Source organism: Micromonospora sp. NPDC049230, assembly GCF_040647875.1.
Taxonomy (GTDB): domain Bacteria; phylum Actinomycetota; class Actinomycetes; order Mycobacteriales; family Micromonosporaceae; genus Micromonospora.
Window position 1 is genome coordinate 38,233 of record NZ_JBEZCZ010000034.1, and the last position, 19,954, is coordinate 58,186.

A 19,954-nucleotide genomic window follows, 5' to 3' on the forward strand; every position below is an offset into this window, starting at 1 on the left:
AGCCCGGACCACCGCGAGAACGGCTGGAACTGCTCGACAAGCACGTACCGTGCGTGGCATGACGTCGCCCGCCACCTCCTGTCCCACCTGCGGTCGACCCGGCACGCCCACCGTGTACCGGGACCTGGACGGACCGGTGGACCTGATCTGTCCCGAGGGGCACCAGTGGCGCGCCGCAGGCCGCCCCGGGTGGGCTCCGCAGGCGTCCCCGGCCGCCGTCGGCGGCGACGCGCACGGCACAGCGGCGTGGACGGCGCCCCTGGACGTCGGCAAGGACGGGCGGAGGTGGCGGATCGGCACGGCCGACGACGTCGCCTGGCTCGCCGGGCACACCACACCGGGTACCTCGGTCGCCGCCGCGATCCCGCCGGTGTTCGACGCGTACGCCACCTTCCACCCGCCCGACGGGGTCGGCTTCGCCACCCACGAGCGTGCCGTGATCGACGAACTGACGGCGTGCACCCCGGACCAGCCCTGGTGGTTGGGCTTCCTCGACACCGGCGCCCACGACGTCGTCTTCCCGAGCGCTGCGCGGGTGTCGCTCTACCAGGGCTGGTCCTACGTGCTTGTCGAAGCCGGACCCGAGCAGGCTCTCACCTGGCGGGCCGGTCACATGCGCGGCGACGGGACCCTGCCCGATTTGTTCTTTCCGACGGATCGCTCCTGGTTGGTCTCCGCCCTGTGGGACGACACCTGGACCGACATCGGCGGCGGCGCGCTCGTGCTCGGACGCCTGCACCGCAATCCGCTGGTCAAAGCGCGCCTCGTTCGGCCCGACGAGGACGCCTGCCCGCCGGGCCTGACGCGCGAGTGAAGGCCGCGAGGGGACCCGCCCACCCAGCTTACTTTACATAATGTGCATTATCGAATGCGGTGCTGACGGCATTGTGCGGCCGGAACGTCACACCTGGTCCACTGCCGTCCGTGCGACAGACTCCGGGTCGTCCGCGTTGGTGACGAGGGCAGCGACGCGCAGTAGGTCCCTGGCGCGGAAGTACGCCAGCACGTCCTGACCGTAGAGCCCCCCACCGATGCGCCGCCGCACCTGCCGCACCGCGGTGTCGAGCAGCCGATGGTGGTCGGCGGAGAGTGAACCACCGCCCGCCAGGCAGGCGGTCACCACGAGGTCGATCTCCCCTGCGCCCGGGTCGTCCCACCCGAGCAGTTCGGGCAGTCGGCTGCGCCGCCAGTAGGTCAGGGCGTGCAGCGCGGCCTGGCGCGAAGCGCCGTACCAGACCGGTGGGCCCAGAGTCGGGTTTGCCGCATCGGCCCGCAGCGTACGGTGGCCGAGCCGTTTCGCCGCGCGGCGTTGGTCGGCGTACTCGCGGAGGTGTTCGCGCCAGAGGGTACGGCTCGCCGCGAGATGATCAAGTGCGCGCGGTAACGCGTGTTCGTCTCGCTGGAATGGCCCGGCCAACTCTTCGAGGAAGCTCAGTGTCGCCTCGAAGCCGATTGGGCGATAGAGCTGGACGCAGGAGCGCAGCGCCGAGACCCGGCGCTGGCGCGGTTGCCGCGGGTCCCGGACCTGGTGGGAGAAGGCGCTGAAGCTCACCGGCGGAGAGCGGAGCCGATCATGATGCCCCCGAGATCCGGCGCAGCCAGTCCTGGGTCAGCGATCGCAGCGGCGTGGGCTGTTCGTACGGTAGGTAGTGCCCGGCCGCGTCGAGCACGGTGAAGGTGCCGCGGGGATAGCGGCGCATGGCGCGGAACTGGTCGGCGTAGCCGGCGATCCGGTCCTGGCGGCCGGTGAGCACGGTGACCGGGCCGTCGAAGACGACCTCGGCGTTCTCGTCGGGCAGCGCGTAGTGGGCGCCGGACTGCAGTTTCTGCTGGAACGTCGCGTCGCCGGGGCCGCCGGAGTCCAGTGCCGCGAGCACCGTCGCGACGACCGCGGGGGTGCGCTGGCCCAGGGCGGCGTCGAGGTGCTCGTGCAGGGTGGCGGGGGCGGCGTCGAGCCAGCCCGGGGGTGCGGTGAGCGGTGGGTCGTCGGGCAGGTCGCGGCTGTCGCGGGCGATGGTGACCCCGGGGCAGACGAGGAGCAGGCCGCGCACGAGGTCGGGTCGTTGGCGGGCGATGCCGGCGGCCAGGTACGCGCCGTAGGAGCCGCCGGCCAGCAGGACCGGTGCGTCGAGGTGGTGGTCGAGCCACGCGCACACGGTGTCCAGCATCGACTGGGAGGTGGGTGCGCAGTTCGCGGGGGTGTCTCCGTGGCCGGGTAGGTCCAGGTAGATCTCGCGGAGGCCCGCGCCCGCGAGGGCGGGGCTGAAGGCGGCGGCCGTGGCGGCGCGGCTCAGGCTGAACATGGGCAGGCACACCACCGCTGGTCCGGTTTCGGCTGATTGGTGGAACGCCAGGTTCATGGGAGGAGTCCTTGTGGGGGTTGGGGGCGGTGGCGACGTGCACCAACGTCTCACGCCCTGGTGCTGCTGTGAAGGGCATGGGCGGAGGGGCTGTCCGTCGGTTCGGAGGTGAGCGCCGCCGCTGTCGCCGACCTCACGTGCGCCGCCCGCCGGGGAATTCTTGGCACGGGTGGTGCCGTTGACCGTTCGGAAGATCAGGACCATATGATCGGATGGAAGTGCCATGCACATGCGCTCGGATGCGGTAGTGCTGTTCGGCGTCACCGGCGACCTCGTCTCGAAGAAGCTGTTCCCGGCGCTGTACGAGTTGACTCGGCGCGACCGCCTCGACGTCCCGGTGATCGGCGTGGCCCGCTCCCCCTGGGATGACCAGCAGCTCGTCACGACGGCCCGTAAGGCGGTCGCCGAGGCCAACGACGAGATCGACGACGAGACCTTCGACCGGCTGGCGCAGCACCTTTCGATGATCTCGGGCGACTACGCGGATCCGGCCACGTACCAGCGGCTGGCCGAGCGTCTGCGGGGCGCCGAGCGGCCGGTCTTCTATCTGGCGATCCCTCCGGCGGTGTTCGGTGCCGTTGTGGAGGGTCTCGCGGCGGCCGGTCTGGCCGCTCGGGGTCGGGTCATCGTGGAGAAGCCGTTCGGGCGTGACCTGGAGTCCTCGCGTGAGTTGGATCGCACGCTGCGGGGGGCCTTCGCTCCGGAGCGGGTGTTCCGCATCGATCACTACCTGGGTAAGGAGGCGGTCGAGGGTCTGTATGCCTTCCGGTTCGCCAACCGGTTGTTCGAGCCGCTGTGGAACAGCCAGCACATCGACAACGTCCAGGTCACCCTGGCTGAGGGTTTCGGTACGCAGGGCCGCGCCGGCTTCTACGACACGGTGGGCGCCACTCGGGACGTGTTGCAGAACCACATCCTGCAGGTCGTCGCGTTGATCGCGATGGAGGCGCCGGACAGCGAGGACGTCGACGCGTTCCGTGCGGCGGAGGTGGCGGTGTTGCGGCAGATCGCGCCGTTGTCGCCGGAGTCGACGGTGCGGGGTCAGTACGTCGGCTACCGGGACGAGCCGGGCGTGGCACCGGATTCGAACACGGAGACGTTCGTGGCCACCCGGTTGACTGTCGACTCCCCCCGCTGGGCTGGTGTGCCCTTCTATCTGCGGGCCGGTAAGTCGTTGCCGGGGACGGCGACGGAGGTGGTGGTCGAGTTCAAGCAGCCGCAGCGCTCGTTGATCCCGGCCGAGCGGGGCACGGAGACCGCCGCGAATCTGCTGCGGTTCCGGCTCGGGCGTGGTGACGGCATCACGATGTCGATTCAGGCGAAGAGCCCGGGTGCCGAGGTGGCGAGCCGTCCGGTGGATCTGTCCGTCGACTTCGGCGCGGCTCTCGGTCGTCGCCAGGAGGCGTATGAGCGGCTGCTCGACGACGCGATGGATGGGCTGCACCTGCGCTTCGCGCGCGCGGAGACGATCGAGCAGGAGTGGCGCATCGTCGAGCCGATCCTGGATCTGCCGGCGCCGGTGCAGTCGTACGACAGGGGCAGTTGGGGTCCGGCGGACGCGGACGCGTTGGCTGGTGGCTGGCACACGCCGGACCTGCGGTAGCGGGTGTCGCCCGGCGCTGACTGACCGCTCAGCTCAGCGGAGGGACCGTCCGGCGCTGGTGAGGTTTGCCGCTCGCGGGTGCTGTGGGCACGTTGTGCGGGACGCCTTTCGTCCTCGTCGGAGAGGAAGCAGCGCATGCTTTCCGCACTCGATCGTCGGCACACCGTCGCGCCGCCCGGTTACAGCCGGTGGCTCATTCCCCCGGCGGCGTTGGCCATCCACCTCTGCATCGGTCAGGTCTACGCCACGAGCGTCTACAAGAATTCGTTGATCGCCCACTTCGACACCAGTCAGACCGCGATCGGGGTGATCTTCAGCATCGCGATCGTGATGCTGGGGTTGTCCGCGGCGGTCGCCGGGACCTGGGTGGAGGCGAACGGGCCGCGCAAGGCGATGTTCGTCTCGGCCTGTTTCTGGGCGGCGGGCTTCCTGGTGGGTTCGCTGGGTATCGCCACGAAGCAGCTGTGGTTGCTGTATCTGGGCTACGGGTTGCTCGGTGGCATCGGTCTGGGCATCGGTTACATCTCCCCCGTCTCCACGTTGATCAAGTGGTTTCCGGATCGGCCGGGTCTGGCCACCGGATTGGCGATCATGGGCTTCGGTGGTGGGGCGATGGTGGCCTCTCCCCTGTCGCGGCACCTGTTGTCGTTCTTCGACGCCGGCTACGACCCGGCCAATGCGGGCTCGACGGCGTCGGGCAGTGCGCTGGTGTGGTTGTTCGTGACGCTCGGCCTGGGCTACTTCGTGATCATGATGTTCGGGGTGGCGAACGTGCGGGTGCCGGCGGAGGGCTGGCGGCCGGCCGGGTTCGACCCGGCGAGCGTGGCGGCGAAACCGCTTGTCACCACGGCGAACGTGTCGGCGGCGAACGCGGTGAAGACCCGCTCGTTCTGGCTGCTGTGGGTGGTGTTGTTCTGCAACGTGACGGCGGGTATCGGGATCCTGGAGCAGGCCAGCCCGATGATCCAGGACTTCTTCCGGGACAACGGCACGTCAGCGGTGTCGGTGGCGGCGGCCGGCGGGTTCGTGGGGCTGCTGTCGCTGTTCAACATGGCCGGCCGGTTCGTGTGGTCGTCGACGTCGGACGTCATCGGCCGTAAGCCGATCTACCTGGTGTACCTGGGGGTCGGCATGGTGTTGTACGCGCTGCTGGCCCTGGTCGGGCAGAGCGCGACGGCGTTGTTCGTGTTGTTGGCGTGCGTGATCCTGTCGTTCTACGGTGGTGGGTTCGCCACGGTGCCGGCGTACCTGCGGGATCTGTTCGGCACGTTCCAGGTCGGTGCGATTCATGGCCGGTTGCTGACCGCGTGGTCGGCGGCGGGGGTCGCGGGTCCGCTGATCGTCAACGGGTTCCTCGACGCGCAGGGTGAGCCGGGTTCGTTGACGGCGGCGGCGTACCGGCCGGCGCTGTTCACGATGGTGGGTGTGTTGGCCGTGGGGTTCGTGGCGAACCTGCTGGTGCGGCCGGTGCCGCAGCGCTACCACGAGCCGTCGTCGGAGCGCGGCGTGGATGAGGACACCGTGGCGGAGAGGAGTGGTACGCGATGAGCGACGACAGCCGATCCGGGCAGCAGGCCCGGTTGTGGATGTCCTGGTTGGTGGTGGCGGTGCTGCTCGGCTTCGGGGTGGTGCAGACGGTCATCACGGCGGCGAAGCTGTTCACGCACTGAGGGTGTGCACGCACTGAGCGGTGAGCCGGGGCGCCGCGCGCCCCGGCTCACAGGCCGCCGGAGACCCGCAGGACCGTGCCGGTGGTGTACGAGGCGTCCGGGCCGAGCAACCAGGCGATGGCGGCGGCGATCTCGTCGGGTTCACCGGCGCGGCCCAGTGGGATGCGACCGACGGCGGTGTCGGCGCGGTCGGGTACGCCGGAGTCGGCGTGGATGTCGGTGCGCACGATGCCCGGTGCGACGGCGTTGACCCGGATGCCCCTGGCGGCGAGTTCCTTGGCGAGGCCGACGGTGAGGGTGTCGGTGGCGGCTTTCACGGCGGCGTAGTGCACGTACTCCCCCGGGCTGCCGAGGGTCGCCGCGGCCGACGAGACGTTGACGATCGCGCCGCCGTCGGTGAGTCGGCGGGCGGCCTGTTGGGCGCAGAGGACGTAGCCGACGAGGTTGACGTCGACGACCCGGCGCAGGTCGTCGACGCGTAGCTCGGTGAAGGGCCCGATGGGGCTGGTGACGCCGGCGTTGTTGACCAGGCCGGTGAGGGGGCCGAGTTGGGTGGCGGCGTCGAACAGGCCGGCGACCTGGTCGGGGTCGGTGGTGTCGGCGCGTACCGCGATGGCCTGTGCTCCGGCGGCGCGCAGGTCGGCCAGGACTGTCGTGGCGGCGGTGTCGTCGCGGCGGTAGCACAGGGCGATGCGGTGACCGGCCTGGGCGAGGCGGCGGGCGGTGGCCGCGCCGATGCCACGGCCGCCGCCGGTGATGACGGTGACGGGTGCCATGGTCCCTCCCGAGGTTCTGGTGGCTGCGCAGTCGGTCGCGCCGACGCTACCGTGACCGGCGCGGCCGGGTCGTCGAGAGGAGGGTCACCTGCGGCGGGCGGGGCGGGCTCAGGCCGCGGTGGTGGCCGACGAGGTGGCGGCGCTCTGGGTGTGATCGCTTACGCTCACCGCGCGTTCGATCGGACAACGGAGGTGCGCGGTGGCGGGTGTGGGTGTCGGCGACGTGGTGCGGGATTTCGAGTTGCCGGATGAGACGGGCACGCCGCGGCGGTTGTCGGAGTTCCTGGCGACCGGGCCGGTGGTGTTGTTCTTCTATCCGGCGGCGATGACCCGGGGGTGCACGGCGGAGAGCTGCCACTTCCGGGACCTGGCGGCGGAGTTCACGGCGTTGGGCGCGTCGCGGGTGGGCATCAGTCGGGACCCGGTGGCGAAGCAGGCCGAGTTCTCGAAGTTGCACGGTTTCGACTACCCGCTGCTGTCGGATGTCGACGGCACTGTGGCGCAGTTGTTCGGGGTCAGGCGGCGGGTGCCGTTGGGGCCGTTGGGCACGAAGCGGATGACGTTCGTGATCGGCACGGACCGGCGGATCGTCGAGGTGATCCACAGCGAGGTCAGCATGAACGACCACGCGGACCGGGCGTTGCGAGCCCTGGGCGGCTGAGCCGGCGGTGAGCCCCGTGCGGCGGGTGTCGCAGTCGGCTGGTATCAAGACAGCAATCAAACAGGTGTACGGAAGAGGGTTGTGATGGATGCCGGCCAGGGTTTGTCCACTAGCGAGGTGCAGAGCATCCGGGAAGCGTTGGCGGCCGGGCGCAAGCCGCGGGTGGTGTTCACGGCGGCGGCGGGGCAGATCGCCGGTCAGGTTGGTCAGGTGGTCGAGCTGACCGACCCCGAGGTGTCCGACGAGTTCGTGGTGGTGCGTTTCGGTCGCGACGAGTTGCCGTTCTCCCCCGCCGACCTGGCGGTGGCGCCCAAGGGCGCCGGTCGTCGGGTGGTGGAGGCGAAACCGGAGCCGGAGCCGCAGGAGTCGCCTGCGGCGGCGCCCGCACCGGAGTTCGTGTTGGACACGCCGCGGGTGCCCGCGCAGCGACAGGAGGAGCCGAAGGTGGAGCAGACGGAGAAGCCGCCGGCGCGGCGGGCGGTCAAGGCGGTCAAGCCGAAGGGCCCGGCGGGGCTGACGGTGACGTTGGCGTACGCGGACGGGGAGTGGACCGTCGCGGCGCAGCAGGGCAGCAAGGCCCTCGCGAAGCCGTACGTGGTGAAGCCGGCGGAGGCGTTGAAGATGGTGGCGCTGGTGGACGTGCCCGGGGTGCAGGAGGCGGTGGAGCAGATCCTCGGCACCGAGCGGGCCGAGGCGGAGCAGCAGGCGGAGAAGCTGCGCGCCGAGCTGGCCGAGATCGAGGCCCGGCTGGCGGAGCTGCGCGAGGCCCGCTGAGGCGGGTCAGGGTCGGCGGTGGTGCTCCAGCAGCCGGGTGAGCTGCTCTCGCTCGGTGGTGGACAGTGGGGCGAGCAGGTCGTGTTGGACGCGGTCGAGGGTGTCGCCCAGCCGGCGGGCCTCGGTGACGCCGGCTTCGGTGCTGCTGATGACGTTGCGGCGGCGATCGGCCGGGTCGGGGGCGCGTACGACGAGCCCTCGGCCGGCCAGGTCGTTGATGGCCGCGACGACGTCGCTGCGGTCGATGCCGCAGCGGCGGCCGAGGTCGGCCTGACTGGCGGGCCCGTCCTCGGCGAGGGTGGCGAGCAGCCGGTAGTGGTAGCCGCGCAGGTCGTGCGCGGCGAAGCCCTCGGTGAGCAGGCGGGTGGCGTGGCTGGCGGTCTGGTTGAGCAGCCAGGTCGGGCCCGCATCTCGGCTGTCACACCTGTATCTGTCCGCTGCCGCCGCCGAGTTCTCGATCAGTCATCGGCCGCCGGTCAGAAGTAGTCGAGCAGCTGCGCCGGACCTCCGGCGCCGAGCAGGTCGAGCGCGGCCGGGTCGACGGTCGGGCCGTGGTGCAGCAACCCGGCCTGCGCCACCGAGCGGGCCCGCGCCGCCCCGGCGTAGAGCAGGGCGAAACCGCGGACGTCCAACCGCAGGTCAGTATCGCCACTGACCCGGGTCAGCTCGGCGTCGCCGTCGGCGACGCTCAGCCGCCAGGTGCCGGTGTTCCAGTCGGCGAGCGTGTCGGTGAGGCCGAAGTCGACAGTGCCCCGGGTGTGGGCGGGCCACCCCCGCGCCGCCACCGCCCGGGTGACGTCGACAGGTCGGTGCATCCACAGGTCCCGTTCGTGGTCGCGGGCCGCCTCCAGCGGCAGGACTGTGCTGACGGCGTCGCCGTCGAGCGGGCACAGCCGCAGCGTCGGCGCGACGCTTGCCCAGCTGGCGAGCACGCCGACAAGCTCCCGGGCGGCCTCGGGGGTGACGGCCAGGGCTTCGTCGACGGTGAGCACCGAGTCGGCGCCGTAGCCACGGCCGCGCTGCCAGGTGGCGTAGCCGACCAGCTCACCGTCGGCCTCGACGAGGGTCAGACCGTCGCCGGGCAGGGTGGGGTCGGGCATCTCGAACCGCTCACCCCGGCGGGTCAGCATGCCGTTGCGGTGCCGGGCGACCCGCTCGTAGAGGTCGGCGACGGCGGGCAGGTCGGCCGTCGTGCCGGCCCGCGCCGCCAGCTCCGGCGACGGCCGGTGCCGGGGCAGCGCGGCGGTGGCCAGATCGACGGTACGCAGCACGCCGGCGGCCTCCCACCCGCACGCCCGGTACGGGGCGGCGATGGTCGGGTAGAGGGCGCTGATCGCCGCCTGACGCTCGTGGGCCCCGCGCAGCAGAGCGGTGAGCAGGGCACGGCCCACGCCCCGGCCCCGGGCCTCGGGGGCGACCGCCACCCCGGCGACGTCGGCGGCCGACACCGCCCGACCCGACCACCACTGGTCGTGGTGCAGGTCGACAGCCTTGCCGACGAGCCGACCGCTGCCGTCGAACGCGCCGTAGCGGGTCAGGCCGGCAGGCGTGACGGTGGCGTGCGCGGGGGGCTGCGGGTCGGAGCCGAACGCGAACCGACCCAACTCCCAGGCGGCGTCGAGGTCGTCGGTGGCGAGTTCACGAACGTGCACAGGTTCGGGCATCGGCACACCCTAGCGGGGCGGATCGGAGCCAACCGCCGATTCCCCCACCCCACCCCGCCCCCGCCCCACCCTCCGCCCCCCTCCGCCGTCGATCAAGGAGTTGTGGTGGGTGACAAAGGGCCCGAACTGGCCCAGGCCGGGCACCACAATTCCATGATCGACGGATCCATGATCGACGGAGTCGGCACGGGCACGATCGTGCGCCGGCCTGATCCGCTCAGTGCTGGGGGATGTTGGCCACGCCGATGCGCTTGCGGAACACCCAGTAGGTCCAGGCCTGGTAGCCCAGCACGACCGGAGTGAAGATCACCGCCACCCAGGTCATGATCTTCAGGGTGTACGGGGTGGAGGCGGCGTTGGTGGCCGTGAGCGTGCCGGCCGCGTCCAGGGTGGAGGGCAGCACGTTCGGGAACAGCGCCGCGAACAGGGTGGCCACGGCCAGGCCGATCGCCACGGCGGTGCCGGTGAACGCCCAGCCCTCCCGGCGTACCCGGGCGGCGGCGAGCCCGCCGAGCAGGGCGAGGGCCGCGGCGACGGCGAGCACGACGGCGGCGGTGCTGGAGCGGATGTTCAACGTCCAGGTCAGGAAGGTGACCGCGAGCACGGCGGCGCCGATGCCCAGGCGCACGGCGAGGGTGCCCGCGCGCTCGCGGATGTCGCCGGTGGTCTTCAGGGCGAGGAACACCGCGCCGTGGGTCGCGAACAGCGCGAGGGTGGTCGCCCCGCCCAGCAGGGCGTACGGGTTGAGCAGGTCGAGCAGGCCGCCGACGTACTCGTGGTCGGCGTCCAGTGGCACACCGCGCAGGATGTTGGCGAAGGCGACGCCCCACAGGATCGCCGGCACCACCGACCCGGCCACGATCGCGGTGTCCCAGCGGCGCTTCCAGGACACCTCGGGGCGCTTGTGCCGGTACTCGAAGGCGACGCCCCGGGCGATCAGGGCCAGCAGGATCAGCAGCAGCGGCAGGTAGAAGCCGGAGAAGAGGGTGGCGTACCACTCGGGGAAGGCGGCGAACATGGCGCCGCCGGCGGTGATCAGCCAGACCTCGTTGCCGTCCCAGACCGGGCCGATGGTGTTGATCAGGACGCGGCGTTCCCTGTCGTCGCGGGCCAGGACGGGCAGCAGCATGCCGACGCCGAAGTCGAAGCCCTCCAGGATGAAGTACCCGGTGAACAGCACGGCGACGAGGAGAAACCAGATGGTGGTCAGGTCCACGATGGGCTCCGGGATCAGTAGGCGAAGGCGAGCGGGCGCTCGGCGTCGTCGGTGTCGTCGGTGGGGGGTTGTTCGGTGACGTCCGGTACGCCGGCCTTGGCGTAGCGCAGCAGCAGCTTGACCTCGATCACGGCGAGGGTGGCGTAGAGCAGCGTGAAGGCGGTGAACGAGGTGAGCACCTCGGTCAGCGAGACGCTGCGGGAGACGCCGTCGCGGGTGAGCATCTCGCCGAAGACGATCCACGGCTGGCGGCCCATCTCGGTGAAGATCCAGCCGAAGGAGTTGGCCAGCAGCGGCAGCACCGGCATGGCCAGCCCGGCGCGCAGCAGCCACCTGCTGCTGGGGGTGCGGCCCCGTCGCTGGCTCCACAGGACCAGCAGGGCGATCGCGCCGGCGGCCATCCCGAAGGCGATCATGAAGCGGAAGCTCCAGTAGGTGACCGGGATGATCGGGGTGTAGCTGCCCGCGCCGTACTGGGTGGCGTACTGGGCTTGCAGGTCGTTGATGCCGTGCACGGTGCCGTGCGGGTCGCCGGTGCCCAGGTACGACAGCAGGTACGGGATCTTGAGGGCGAACACCTCGCGGCTGCCGTCGAGGCTGCCGATGGTGAGCACGGAGAACGAGGCGGGGCTCTCGGTGGTGTAGAGGCCCTCGGCCGCGGCCATCTTCATCGGCTGCACATCCGTCATGATCTTGCCCTGGATGTCGCCGGTGAACAGCACGGCGGCGGAGGCGACAAGGACCACCCAGGAGCCGAACTTCGTGGCGAAGCGGTACGCGCCGGTGTCGGCCGAGTCGCGGTTGCGGATCAGGTGCCACAGGCCGACGGCGACGATCAGCGACCCGGCGACCAGGAACGAGCCGGCCAGGGTGTGCGGGAAGGTGATCAGGGCGACCTTGTTGGTCAGCACGGCCGGGAAGTCGGTCAGCTCGGCGCGCCCGCTGTCGGGGTTGATCCGGTAGCCGACCGGGTTCTGCATGAACGAGTTCGCCGCGAGGATGAAGTACGCGGACAGGTTCGTGCCGATCGCGGCGGCCCAGATGCTGGCCAGGTGGGCGCGCTTGGGCAGTCGGTCCCAACCGAAGATCCACAGGCCGATGAACGTGGATTCGAGGAAGAACGCCACCAGGGCCTCGATGGCCAGGGGCGCGCCGAAGACGTCGCCGACGAAGCGGGAGTAGTCGCTCCAGTTCATGCCGAACTGGAACTCCTGCACGATGCCGGTCACCACACCCATCGCGAAGTTGATCAGGAACAGCTTGCCGTAGAACTTGGTGAGTTTGAGGTAGCGCTCGTTGCCGGTGCGGTGCCACATCGTCTGGAGGATGGCCACCAGCACGGACAGGCCGATGGTCAGTGGCACGAAGAGAAAGTGGTAGACGGTGGTGACACCGAACTGCCAGCGGGCAACGTCCAACGCGTCCACCTGAACCCCCAACCATCCATACTACGAGACGTAGTAAATACTACTGCTCGTCGTAGATGCTCGGGTGCTCGGAGCCCGCCCACGGCCCATGACCCTGATCACCCGACCCGCCCTCGCCACCACACCGCCGCGTGCGACGATGGCGCGCTGATGGACACCACCCACTGGCAGCCGCCGTTGATCTGGCGCGCCGCCCTCCTGCTGATGCGCGGCCTGGTCGGCCTGCTGGCCCGCCTCGAGGTCACCGGCGACGTCCCGGCGCACCTGCGCCGCGGCCCCCTGGTGCTGACCGCCAACCACATCAGCCCGTTCGACCCCCTCGTCATGGCCGCCGCCTGCCAGACCCGCGGCATCGCCCCCCGGATCATGGCGACCGCCGGGCTGTTCCGCGTGCCGGTGTTCGGTGCCGCCATGCGCCACGCCGGGCACATCCGCGTCGACCGGGGCACCAGCGCCGTACACCGGGCACTCGACGACGCCGCCAGCGCCGTCGCCCGGGGGTCGGTGATCCTCATCTACCCCGAGGGGCGCATCGGCCTGGACCCCGGCATGTGGCCCGAACGCGGCAAGACCGGCGCCGCCCGACTCGCCCTGGACTGCGGCGCTCCGGTCGTGCCGATCGCCCAGTGGGGCGCCCACGAGGTGCTGCCCTACCGGGCGCCGCGCGGAATGCTGCGCGGCATCGCCCGCGCACTGTGGCGCCGCCCGGTGATCCGGGTGCACTTCGGCGTGCCCGTCGACCTGGGCGAGACGAACACCGCCACCCCCGGCGCCGCCCGCCGGGCCACCGACCGGATCATCGACGCGCTCACCGACGCCCTCGCCCCGCTGCGCCCCGACGAACCGGACCTGCCCCGGCACGTCGACCCCGGCCGCCCGGCCGACACCAGCCGCGCCCACCGCCGCGACCCCCGCTGAGGTCGACGCCGCGACCCCCCGCTGAGGTCGACGCCGTGATCAACTCCGCTTTCTGAAAACCGGGGCATACCCGCGCCCCGGACACCCCGCCTCGCGGAAAACCGAGTCGATCACCGTCCGCGCCCCTAGCCTGTTGCGGCGGGTCCAGGAGCGACTCGACCCGCGGCGCCCGAAACGAAAGGCCGACCCATGAGCGGGCAGACCGTACTGATCACCGGAACGTCGACAGGCATCGGCCTGGAGATCGCGCTGGGCTGCGCGCGGGCCGGCTGGCGGACCGTCGCCACCATGCGCGACGTCGCCCGCGCGGACCGGCTGCGCGACGCCGCCGCCACCGCCGGGGTCGCCGACCTGATCGACGTACGCCCCCTCGACGTCACCGACCCGGACGCGGTCACCGGCTGCGTCGAGGACGTGATCGGCGCGTACGGCCGGCTCGACGCGGTGGTCAACAACGCCGGCGCCGGGCACGTCGGCACCCTGGAACAGGACAGCGTCGACGACGTCCGGGCCGTCATGGAGGTCAACTTCTTCGGCGTCCTGCACGTCAGCCGCGCCGCCCTGCCCCACCTGCGGACCAGCCGGGGCCGACTGGTCACCGTCTCCAGCGTCGGCGGGATCGTCGGGCAGCCGTTCAACGAGGCGTACTGCGCGGCGAAGTTCGCCGTCGAGGGATACCTGGAATCCCTCGCCCCGCTCGCCGCGACCACCGGCGTACGGGTCACCCTCGTCGAGCCGGGCGCGGTGGCCAGCGAATTCGTCACCAACATCGCCATCGACGCCGACGTCGCCATCGCCGCCGCCGGGGTGTACGGGCCGGCGCTGCGCGCGTACCTGGCCCGCACCGGGCAGGCGGGCGGCGACAGACGTCGGAGGCCCGACGTCGCGCCGGTGCGGCGGGGGCCCCCACACACCTCGTCTTGCCCGACACCGGCTGACCACCGTCTGCGCGGGTGGGCCGGCCTGGGGGAAATCCCCCAGTGCAGGACGGCCGCCAGCCGGCTTCTGCCCGGACAACCGCGCGCCTAGCGTGATCTTCCGTAGCCCACCGACGACGCGGGTGACCCGGGCCCGGACCCTCACCAGGCGACACGGGCCGACGATCGGTGAGCGGTGCCGGCGCGCATCCGCCGTCGGCGGTTGGCCGCCGGACAGGCGGGACGCGTGCGCGGGAGGCGGGGTGGAGGATGACGGGCATGGGCCTTCCGGTTCGCACGCCGACCGGGGACCCGCCGCCGGACGACCGGCGGCGGGGCAGGCACCCGTGGCGGGGCGTCCACACGGCGGTCGTGGCCCCGTTGCGCAGACGTGCGGGCCGTGAGCTGGCGTTCTGCCTCGCCGAGCTGCCATTCCTCGTGGTCAACCCGGTGGCACTCTTCGTTGTCGCGGTGGACCTGAGCTGGTTGGTCAGCAACGGCGCGCGGGGTAACCCCGCCCCGACCGACCTGGTCGTCGCCGTTGTCAGCGTGGGACTGCTGCTCGTGCTGCTCGTGTCGACGACTGCGGCGCGCAGGCTCGGCGCACTGCACCGCTCGCTCGCGGCCCGGCTGCTCGGGGTCCGGGTCGCGGCGCCGCCGCCGGTGCGCGCGAGTCGGGCCTGGCCCGGGCCGCGCGACAGGGCCGGCTGGCGGGTTGTCGGGTATCTGTTGGCCAGGCTGCCGGCCAGCCTGATCGAGCTGTACGCCGTGTTCTTCTGGATCGGCGGCCTGGTCAACCTGAGCTACCCGTTGTTGTGGGGGGCGTTCCGCAACCACCCGCCGGGGGTTCGACTGGACCCGGTGCCGGTGTTCACGCCGTTCGGGTTGTTCGGCGACGGCACGTTCCGCGTCGCGACCCTCGGCGGCACGTTCGCCGCCGCGGCGGCGGGAGCGGCGATGCTGCTGGCCGCACCGTGGGTGACCAGAGCCGTCACGTCCGCCGACGCCTGGCTGATCCGGGGTCTACTCGGGCCGGGGCGGCTGGCGCAGCGGGTCCACGAGCTGGAGCTGACCCGGGCGTCGGCCGTGGACGACTCCGCCGCCTTGCTCCGACGGCTGGAACGCGACCTGCACGACGGCGCGCAGATCCGGCTGGCCACGCTGGCCATGAACCTCGGCATGGCCCGCCGCAAGCTCGGCGACGGCGACGAGGTCGCGGACGCCGCCGCCGTCCGCGACCTGCTCGACGCCGCGCTGCGCGGCGCCAAGGACGCACTCGGCGAACTACGCAGTCTGACCCGCGGGATCCACCCGCCGGTGCTCGACAACGGGCTGGCCGACGCCCTCGCCTCGCTGGCCGCCGACAGTGTGATCCCCGTCAAGTTGGAGATCGGCATCCCGGTCCGGCCCACCCCCGCGATCGAGGCCATCGCGTATTTCTGCGCCGCCGAACTGCTGGCCAACGCCGCCAGACACGGGTTCGCGACCACCATCGCCGTCCGGGTGGCGGGCGGGCGGGGACTGCTGCGGCTCAGCGTCGCCGACGACGGCGCCGGCGGCGCCGACCCGACCCGGGGCACCGGCCTGTCCGGGCTGGCACAACGGGTCGCCGTGGTCGACGGCACGCTGACCATCGCGAGCCCGCCCGGTGGCCCGACGACGGTCACCGTCGAGCTTCCGATGCGCGCATGAGCGTGCGCGTGGTGATCGCCGAGGACGCCGCCCTGTTCCGGGCGGGGCTCACCCGCCTGATCGAGGACCACGGCCACCAGGTGTGCGCCGCAGTGGGCGACGGTGACACGCTGCTGACCGCGGTGAGCGCGCATCGGCCCGACGTCGTGGTGGCCGACATCCGGATGCCGCCGACGCACACCGACGAAGGGCTGCGCGCCGCACTCGAGATCCGCCGCCAGCACCCCCGCACGGGGGTGCTGGTGCTGTCGCAGTACATCGAGACCAGGTACACGGCCCGGCTCCTGGAAGGCAACGCGGCGGGCGTCGGATACCTGCTGAAGGAACGGGTGGCCGACGTCGCGGAGTTCGCCGACGCGCTGCGACGGGTCGCCACCGGCGGCACGGCGCTCGACCCGGAGGTCGTCGGTCAACTGCTGCGCGTCAGCCGTCGTGCCGACGGGGTGGCGGCGCTGACCCCGCGCGAGCGCCACGTCCTCGCGCTGATGGCGGAGGGTCGCTCGAACGCCGGCGTCGCCGACGCGCTCGCGGTGACCGGCGGCACCGTGGAGAAACACGTCGCGAGCATCTTCGACAAGTTGGGGCTGCCCCCGGCCGAGGCCGACAACCGCCGTGTCCTCGCGGTCCTGCGCTACCTCAGTTCGTAGGTCCGCGCCGGCCCGAGGTGCTGGGGGCAAACCCCCACGTCGAACCTGGGGCTATCCGGTTGGTGCGGACATTGAGACTCTTCGTAGCGTTTGGGGGCAAACGTTGTCCCGAAGGGAGCCCTCGGATGAGCGTGGTTTTCGCAGGCCGGAGGGTGGTGCGGTGGCGCGCGGTCGTGGCGGTCGCGGCAGTGGCGGCGGTGCTGGCCACGACGGTCGGCCCGGCTGCCGGGTCAGCCGCGCCGCCCACCCCGGATCACCGGTCCACGGCCACGGTGCTCCACCGCGGCCTCGACGACCTGCACGGCCTGGGCGTGTCCGGGACGCAGGGCCTGGTCCGCGACGCGGGCCGGGTGACCGCCGCGCGCAGCGGCGTGGCCGACCTGGACACCGGGGCGCCGATGCCGGTCGACGGGTACTTCCGGATCGGCAGCACCACGAAGACGTTCGTGTCGGTGATGGTGCTCCAACTCGTCGGCGAGGGCCGGATCCGACTGGACGACCCGATCGAACGCTGGCTGCCCGGCGTCGTCACCGGCAGCGGCAACGACGGCCGGTACGTCAGCGTTCGCCAGCTCCTGCAACACACCAGCGGCCTCTACGATCCCACCGGCGACCTCGCCGCCCTGCGATCGGCCGACGAGTTCCTGGCGCACCGCTTCGACCACTACACCGAGGCGCAGCAGGTGGCGACCGCGATGGGGCACGCGCCGTTGTTCGCCGCCGGCACCGGCTGGAGCTACTCGAACACCAACTACCTGCTGGCCGGGATGCTCGTCGAACGCGTCACCGGACACCCGTGGCACACCGAGGTGCGTTCCCGGATCCTGCTGCCGCTGCGCCTGACCCACACGTTCTACCCGGGTGACCAGCCGAGCCTGCCCCACCCGCACGCCAACGGGTACCGACAGTTCGCGCCCGGCGGGGAGTTGGTCGACACGACCGTGTTCAATCCAACGGTGACGGCCTCGGCCGGCGGCCTGGTCAGCACCCCCAGCGACCTGGCCCGCTTCTGGCAGGCGGTCGGCCGCGGTCAGCTCCTGCGGCCGGCGCAGCTGGCCGAACTGCACCGGACCGTGCTGGCCGACGGGTTCCAGGGCATCCGACCGGGCATCCGTTACGGGCTGGGGATCATGTGGATACCCAACCGGTGTGGCGGCTCCTGGGCGCACGTCGGCTCCATGCCGGGGATGAGCACCCTCGCCGCGGTCAGCCCGGACGGGCGCCGCTCGACGGTCCTGTACCTGGCCACCGAGCTGGCTGACCCGGACCCGGCGGTGGCGGTCATCCAGCGGCAGATGACCCTGCTGGACGACCTGATCTGCGGCTGACGCCCCGCGCGGCGGCGCGGGCGGGCGACAGACGCCGGCCGGCCACCCGCCGGCCACCAACCGGGGGCATACTGCGTCGCGTGTTGACCCGATTCGGCTACCTGGACGCGCCCGCGCCGCTGGCGTTCGCCCACCGTGGCGGTGCCGCCGAAGGTGACGAGAACACCACCGAGGCGTTCGCCCGTGCCATCGGGCTCGGCTACCGGTACGTGGAGACCGACGTGCACGCCACCGCGGACGGCGTGGCGGTGATCTTCCACGACCCGACGTTGCGACGGGTCACCGGCGAGGCGGGGCGCATCGCCGAGCTGAACTGGGCCGACCTCGCCTCGGTACGCGTCGGCGGGGCCGCCGTCGTACCCCGGCTCGACGAGGTGCTGGCCGCCTGGCCGCAGGTCCGCTTCAACATCGACGTGAAGGCCGACGGCGGCGTCGAGCCGGCGGTCGCGACGGTGACCCGGGCCGGCGCCGGCGACCGGGTGTTGCTCGCGTCGTTCAGTGACGCCCGCCTGACCCGGCTGCGCGCGCTCACGCAGGGGCGGGTGGCGACCAGCCTCGGCATGCGCGGGGTCGCCCGGCTGCGGCTCGCGTCCCTGCACGGGCGGCCGCTGCGGCTGCCCCCGTCGGTGGTCGCCGCGCAGGTGCCGCCGCGCTACGGGCGGGTGCCGGTGGTGGACCGCCGGTTCCTCGACTACTGCCACCGGCTCGGCCTTCAGGTGCACGTCTGGACGATCGACGAACCCGCCCAGATGCACGACTTACTGGATCTCGGTGTGGATGGCATCATGACCGATCACGTCGGCGTGCTGCGCGACGTCTACCGCAGCCGCGGCCACTGGGCCGCCTGATCCGTCGAAGGACCCCCGGATGGCCGAGACCGTGACCCCCGCGGTGGACGACACCCCGCCCCCGGCGAGCACCCGCCGCGAGCGCAGGGGCTGGTACATCTACGACTGGGCGAACTCCGCGTTCCAGACCACGGTGATCACCGTGTTCCTCGGCCCGTTCCTGACCACCGTCACCGAGCTGGCCGCCGGCTGCGAGTTGGGCGCGGACACCTGCGACGGGTCCGTGCACCCGCTGGGCATCCGGGTCGCGGCCGGGTCCTACTACCCGTACCTGATCTCGCTGTCGGTGTTCCTCACCGTGTTCGTGCTGCCGGTCATCGGGGCGATCGCCGACCGGTCGGCGCACAAGAAGCGGCTGCTCGGCGGGGCCGCGTTCACCGGCGCCGGCGCGACCATCGCGATGGCCTTCGTCACCGGCGACCGCTACCTGCTCGGTGGGGCGTTGTTCCTGGTCGCCAACATCTCCTTCGGCGCGGCGATCGTGGTCTACCACTCGTTCCTGCCGCAGCTCGGCGGCCCCGACGAACGCGACGGCATCTCCAGCCGCGGCTGGGCGATCGGCTATCTCGGCGGTGGTCTGCTGCTGGCGCTCAACCTCGTCGCGATCACCCTGCTCGACGAGGGCGACGACCCGCAACGCACCCTGGACCTGGCCCGCTGGTCGATCGTGTCCGCCGGGGTGTGGTGGGCGGTGTTCACGCTGGTGCCGCTGCGCTGGATGCGCGAGCACCCCAGCGCGGCGGCCCTGGCCGGAGGCGGCAACGTGGTCACCGACGGGTTCCGGCAGCTCGGCCGGACCATGCGCGAGATCAAGGCGTACCCGTTGACGTTGTTCTTCCTGCTCGCCTTCCTGGTCTACAACGACGGCATCCAGACCGTCATCACCCTGGCCAGCCAGTACGGCACCGAGGAGCTGCGCCTGGAGCAGAGCACCCTGATCATCACGATCCTGCTGGTGCAGTTCCTCGCCTTCGGCGGCGCGCTGAGCCTCGGCGCGTTGGCCCGGCGCATCGGCGCGTGGAAGACCGTGCTGCTCAGCCTGGTGCTCTGGACCGGTGTGATCATCGCCGCGTTCCGGCTGCCCGCCGAGGCGCCGGTGCCGTTCATGATCCTCGGCGCGGGCATCGGCCTGGTCCTCGGCGGCAGCCAGGCGTTGAGCCGGTCGCTGTTCAGCCAGCTCATCCCGGTCGGCAAGGAAGGCGAGTACTACGGCTTCTACGAGATCAGCGACAAGGGCACCAGCTGGCTCGGCCCGCTCGCCTTCGGCCTGGTGTTCCAACTCACCGCCTCCTACCGGGTGGGCCTGGTCTCCCTCCTGATCTTCTTCGTGGTCGGCTTCGTGCTCCTGGCCGCCGTGCCGATCCGCCGCGCCATCGTCGCCGCCGGCAACACACCACCCCGGGTGCTCTGAGCACGCGTCCCGCGCCCGACAGATCGGCCTCGGCCGATCGGC

20 protein-coding genes are annotated in these 19,954 nt (G+C 71.7%); 13 read left to right on the forward strand and 7 right to left on the reverse strand.

Annotation, left to right across the window (positions count from 1 at the left end; genetic code table 11):
- Window positions 1–58 precede the first annotated feature (58 nt).
- On the forward strand, window positions 59–814 hold the full coding sequence (locus AB0A95_RS25135) for a hypothetical protein (RefSeq protein ID WP_357558205.1): 756 nt from the start codon (window positions 59–61) through the stop codon (window positions 812–814).
- Between the two features lie 87 nt (window positions 815–901).
- Here the strand turns inward: AB0A95_RS25135 and AB0A95_RS25140 are convergent, their stop codons facing one another.
- Window positions 902–1,552, reverse strand: a complete 651-nt coding sequence (locus AB0A95_RS25140; RefSeq protein ID WP_357558206.1) for a hypothetical protein — start codon at window positions 1,550–1,552, stop codon at window positions 902–904.
- 19 nt (window positions 1,553–1,571) lie between these two features.
- Window positions 1,572–2,360 carry an alpha/beta hydrolase gene (locus AB0A95_RS25145; protein WP_357558207.1) on the reverse strand — a complete coding sequence of 263 codons (789 nt, stop codon included), beginning with the start codon at window positions 2,358–2,360 and terminating at the stop codon, window positions 1,572–1,574.
- A gap of 223 nt (window positions 2,361–2,583) precedes the next feature.
- Between AB0A95_RS25145 and zwf the strand changes: the two genes are divergently transcribed.
- The 3 genes from zwf to AB0A95_RS25160 all read left to right on the forward strand — a co-directional run bounded on the left by zwf (window position 2,584) and on the right by AB0A95_RS25160 (window position 5,633).
- Complete coding sequence (zwf, locus tag AB0A95_RS25150; RefSeq protein ID WP_357558208.1) at window positions 2,584–3,963, forward strand: glucose-6-phosphate dehydrogenase; 1,380 nt, start codon at window positions 2,584–2,586, stop codon at window positions 3,961–3,963.
- A 135-nt stretch (window positions 3,964–4,098) separates the two neighbouring features.
- Window positions 4,099–5,511, forward strand: coding sequence for an OFA family MFS transporter (locus AB0A95_RS25155; RefSeq protein ID WP_357558209.1), 1,413 nt, complete (start codon window positions 4,099–4,101; stop codon window positions 5,509–5,511).
- Complete coding sequence (locus AB0A95_RS25160) at window positions 5,508–5,633, forward strand: hypothetical protein (protein ID WP_357558210.1); 126 nt, start codon at window positions 5,508–5,510, stop codon at window positions 5,631–5,633. The genes AB0A95_RS25155 and AB0A95_RS25160 overlap by 4 nt, the downstream gene beginning before the upstream one ends.
- A 47-nt stretch (window positions 5,634–5,680) precedes the next feature.
- Here the strand turns inward: AB0A95_RS25160 and AB0A95_RS25165 are convergent, their stop codons facing one another.
- Window positions 5,681–6,409 (reverse strand): SDR family oxidoreductase, encoded by a 729-nt coding sequence (locus tag AB0A95_RS25165; protein ID WP_357558211.1) that lies wholly within the window; start codon window positions 6,407–6,409, stop codon window positions 5,681–5,683.
- A gap of 199 nt (window positions 6,410–6,608) precedes the next feature.
- Between AB0A95_RS25165 and AB0A95_RS25170 the strand changes: the two genes are divergently transcribed.
- On the forward strand, window positions 6,609–7,070 hold the full coding sequence (locus AB0A95_RS25170) for a peroxiredoxin (protein ID WP_357558212.1): 462 nt from the start codon (window positions 6,609–6,611) through the stop codon (window positions 7,068–7,070).
- A gap of 84 nt (window positions 7,071–7,154) precedes the next feature.
- The gene (locus AB0A95_RS25175) at window positions 7,155–7,844 is read left to right on the forward strand and encodes a hypothetical protein (RefSeq protein WP_357558213.1); all 690 of its coding nucleotides are present in this window, start codon (window positions 7,155–7,157) and stop codon (window positions 7,842–7,844) included.
- Window positions 7,845–7,850: 6 nt separating this feature from the next.
- Here AB0A95_RS25175 and AB0A95_RS25180 read toward each other — a convergent pair whose 3' ends face one another.
- The 4 genes from AB0A95_RS25180 to AB0A95_RS25195 all read right to left on the reverse strand — a co-directional run bounded on the left by AB0A95_RS25180 (window position 7,851) and on the right by AB0A95_RS25195 (window position 12,151).
- The gene (locus AB0A95_RS25180; protein ID WP_357558249.1) at window positions 7,851–8,306 is read right to left on the reverse strand and encodes a MarR family winged helix-turn-helix transcriptional regulator; all 456 of its coding nucleotides are present in this window, start codon (window positions 8,304–8,306) and stop codon (window positions 7,851–7,853) included.
- 14 nt (window positions 8,307–8,320) lie between these two features.
- On the reverse strand, window positions 8,321–9,508 hold the full coding sequence (locus AB0A95_RS25185; RefSeq protein ID WP_357558214.1) for a GNAT family N-acetyltransferase: 1,188 nt from the start codon (window positions 9,506–9,508) through the stop codon (window positions 8,321–8,323).
- Between the two features lie 217 nt (window positions 9,509–9,725).
- Window positions 9,726–10,724, reverse strand: coding sequence for a cytochrome d ubiquinol oxidase subunit II (gene cydB / locus AB0A95_RS25190; protein ID WP_357558215.1), 999 nt, complete (start codon window positions 10,722–10,724; stop codon window positions 9,726–9,728).
- A gap of 14 nt (window positions 10,725–10,738) precedes the next feature.
- Entirely contained in the window at window positions 10,739–12,151 is a 1,413-nt protein-coding gene (locus AB0A95_RS25195; protein ID WP_357558250.1) for a cytochrome ubiquinol oxidase subunit I, read from the reverse strand.
- 150 nt (window positions 12,152–12,301) lie between these two features.
- On the opposite strand from AB0A95_RS25195, the gene AB0A95_RS25200 reads away from it, so the two are divergent.
- From AB0A95_RS25200 to AB0A95_RS25230, 7 genes are all read left to right on the forward strand, one after another.
- Entirely contained in the window at window positions 12,302–13,069 is a 768-nt protein-coding gene (locus tag AB0A95_RS25200; protein ID WP_357558216.1) for a lysophospholipid acyltransferase family protein, read from the forward strand.
- A gap of 189 nt (window positions 13,070–13,258) precedes the next feature.
- Window positions 13,259–14,098 (forward strand): SDR family NAD(P)-dependent oxidoreductase, encoded by an 840-nt coding sequence (locus AB0A95_RS25205; RefSeq protein ID WP_357558217.1) that lies wholly within the window; start codon window positions 13,259–13,261, stop codon window positions 14,096–14,098.
- Window positions 14,099–14,265: 167 nt separating this feature from the next.
- On the forward strand, window positions 14,266–15,678 hold the full coding sequence (locus AB0A95_RS25210) for a sensor domain-containing protein (protein ID WP_357558218.1): 1,413 nt from the start codon (window positions 14,266–14,268) through the stop codon (window positions 15,676–15,678).
- 2 nt (window positions 15,679–15,680) lie between these two features.
- Window positions 15,681–16,325: a response regulator transcription factor gene (locus AB0A95_RS25215; RefSeq protein WP_357558251.1), complete on the forward strand. Its 645-nt coding sequence runs from the start codon at window positions 15,681–15,683 to the stop codon at window positions 16,323–16,325.
- Window positions 16,326–16,450: 125 nt separating this feature from the next.
- Window positions 16,451–17,653: a serine hydrolase domain-containing protein gene (locus AB0A95_RS25220; RefSeq protein ID WP_357558219.1), complete on the forward strand. Its 1,203-nt coding sequence runs from the start codon at window positions 16,451–16,453 to the stop codon at window positions 17,651–17,653.
- A gap of 80 nt (window positions 17,654–17,733) precedes the next feature.
- Window positions 17,734–18,501, forward strand: coding sequence for a glycerophosphodiester phosphodiesterase (locus tag AB0A95_RS25225; protein WP_357558220.1), 768 nt, complete (start codon window positions 17,734–17,736; stop codon window positions 18,499–18,501).
- A gap of 19 nt (window positions 18,502–18,520) precedes the next feature.
- Window positions 18,521–19,912, forward strand: coding sequence for an MFS transporter (locus AB0A95_RS25230; protein WP_357558221.1), 1,392 nt, complete (start codon window positions 18,521–18,523; stop codon window positions 19,910–19,912).
- Window positions 19,913–19,954: the final 42 nt, after the last annotated feature.

What these genes read in the sequence shown, in the direction of transcription:
- AB0A95_RS25135 (WP_357558205.1), top strand. Translation starts at nt 59, where the DNA reads ATGACGTCGCCCGCCACCTCCTGTCCCACCTGCGGTCGACCCGGCACG.
- AB0A95_RS25145 (WP_357558207.1), bottom strand. Translation starts at nt 2,360, where the DNA reads ATGAACCTGGCGTTCCACCAATCAGCCGAAACCGGACCAGCGGTGGTG.
- zwf (WP_357558208.1), top strand. Translation starts at nt 2,584, where the DNA reads ATGCACATGCGCTCGGATGCGGTAGTGCTGTTCGGCGTCACCGGCGAC.
- AB0A95_RS25155 (WP_357558209.1), top strand. Translation starts at nt 4,099, where the DNA reads ATGCTTTCCGCACTCGATCGTCGGCACACCGTCGCGCCGCCCGGTTAC.
- AB0A95_RS25160 (WP_357558210.1), top strand. Translation starts at nt 5,508, where the DNA reads ATGAGCGACGACAGCCGATCCGGGCAGCAGGCCCGGTTGTGGATGTCC.
- AB0A95_RS25165 (WP_357558211.1), bottom strand. Translation starts at nt 6,409, where the DNA reads ATGGCACCCGTCACCGTCATCACCGGCGGCGGCCGTGGCATCGGCGCG.
- AB0A95_RS25175 (WP_357558213.1), top strand. Translation starts at nt 7,155, where the DNA reads ATGGATGCCGGCCAGGGTTTGTCCACTAGCGAGGTGCAGAGCATCCGG.
- AB0A95_RS25185 (WP_357558214.1), bottom strand. Translation starts at nt 9,508, where the DNA reads ATGCCCGAACCTGTGCACGTTCGTGAACTCGCCACCGACGACCTCGAC.
- AB0A95_RS25200 (WP_357558216.1), top strand. Translation starts at nt 12,302, where the DNA reads ATGGACACCACCCACTGGCAGCCGCCGTTGATCTGGCGCGCCGCCCTC.
- AB0A95_RS25205 (WP_357558217.1), top strand. Translation starts at nt 13,259, where the DNA reads ATGAGCGGGCAGACCGTACTGATCACCGGAACGTCGACAGGCATCGGC.
- AB0A95_RS25210 (WP_357558218.1), top strand. Translation starts at nt 14,266, where the DNA reads ATGGGCCTTCCGGTTCGCACGCCGACCGGGGACCCGCCGCCGGACGAC.
- AB0A95_RS25220 (WP_357558219.1), top strand. Translation starts at nt 16,451, where the DNA reads ATGAGCGTGGTTTTCGCAGGCCGGAGGGTGGTGCGGTGGCGCGCGGTC.
- AB0A95_RS25230 (WP_357558221.1), top strand. Translation starts at nt 18,521, where the DNA reads ATGGCCGAGACCGTGACCCCCGCGGTGGACGACACCCCGCCCCCGGCG.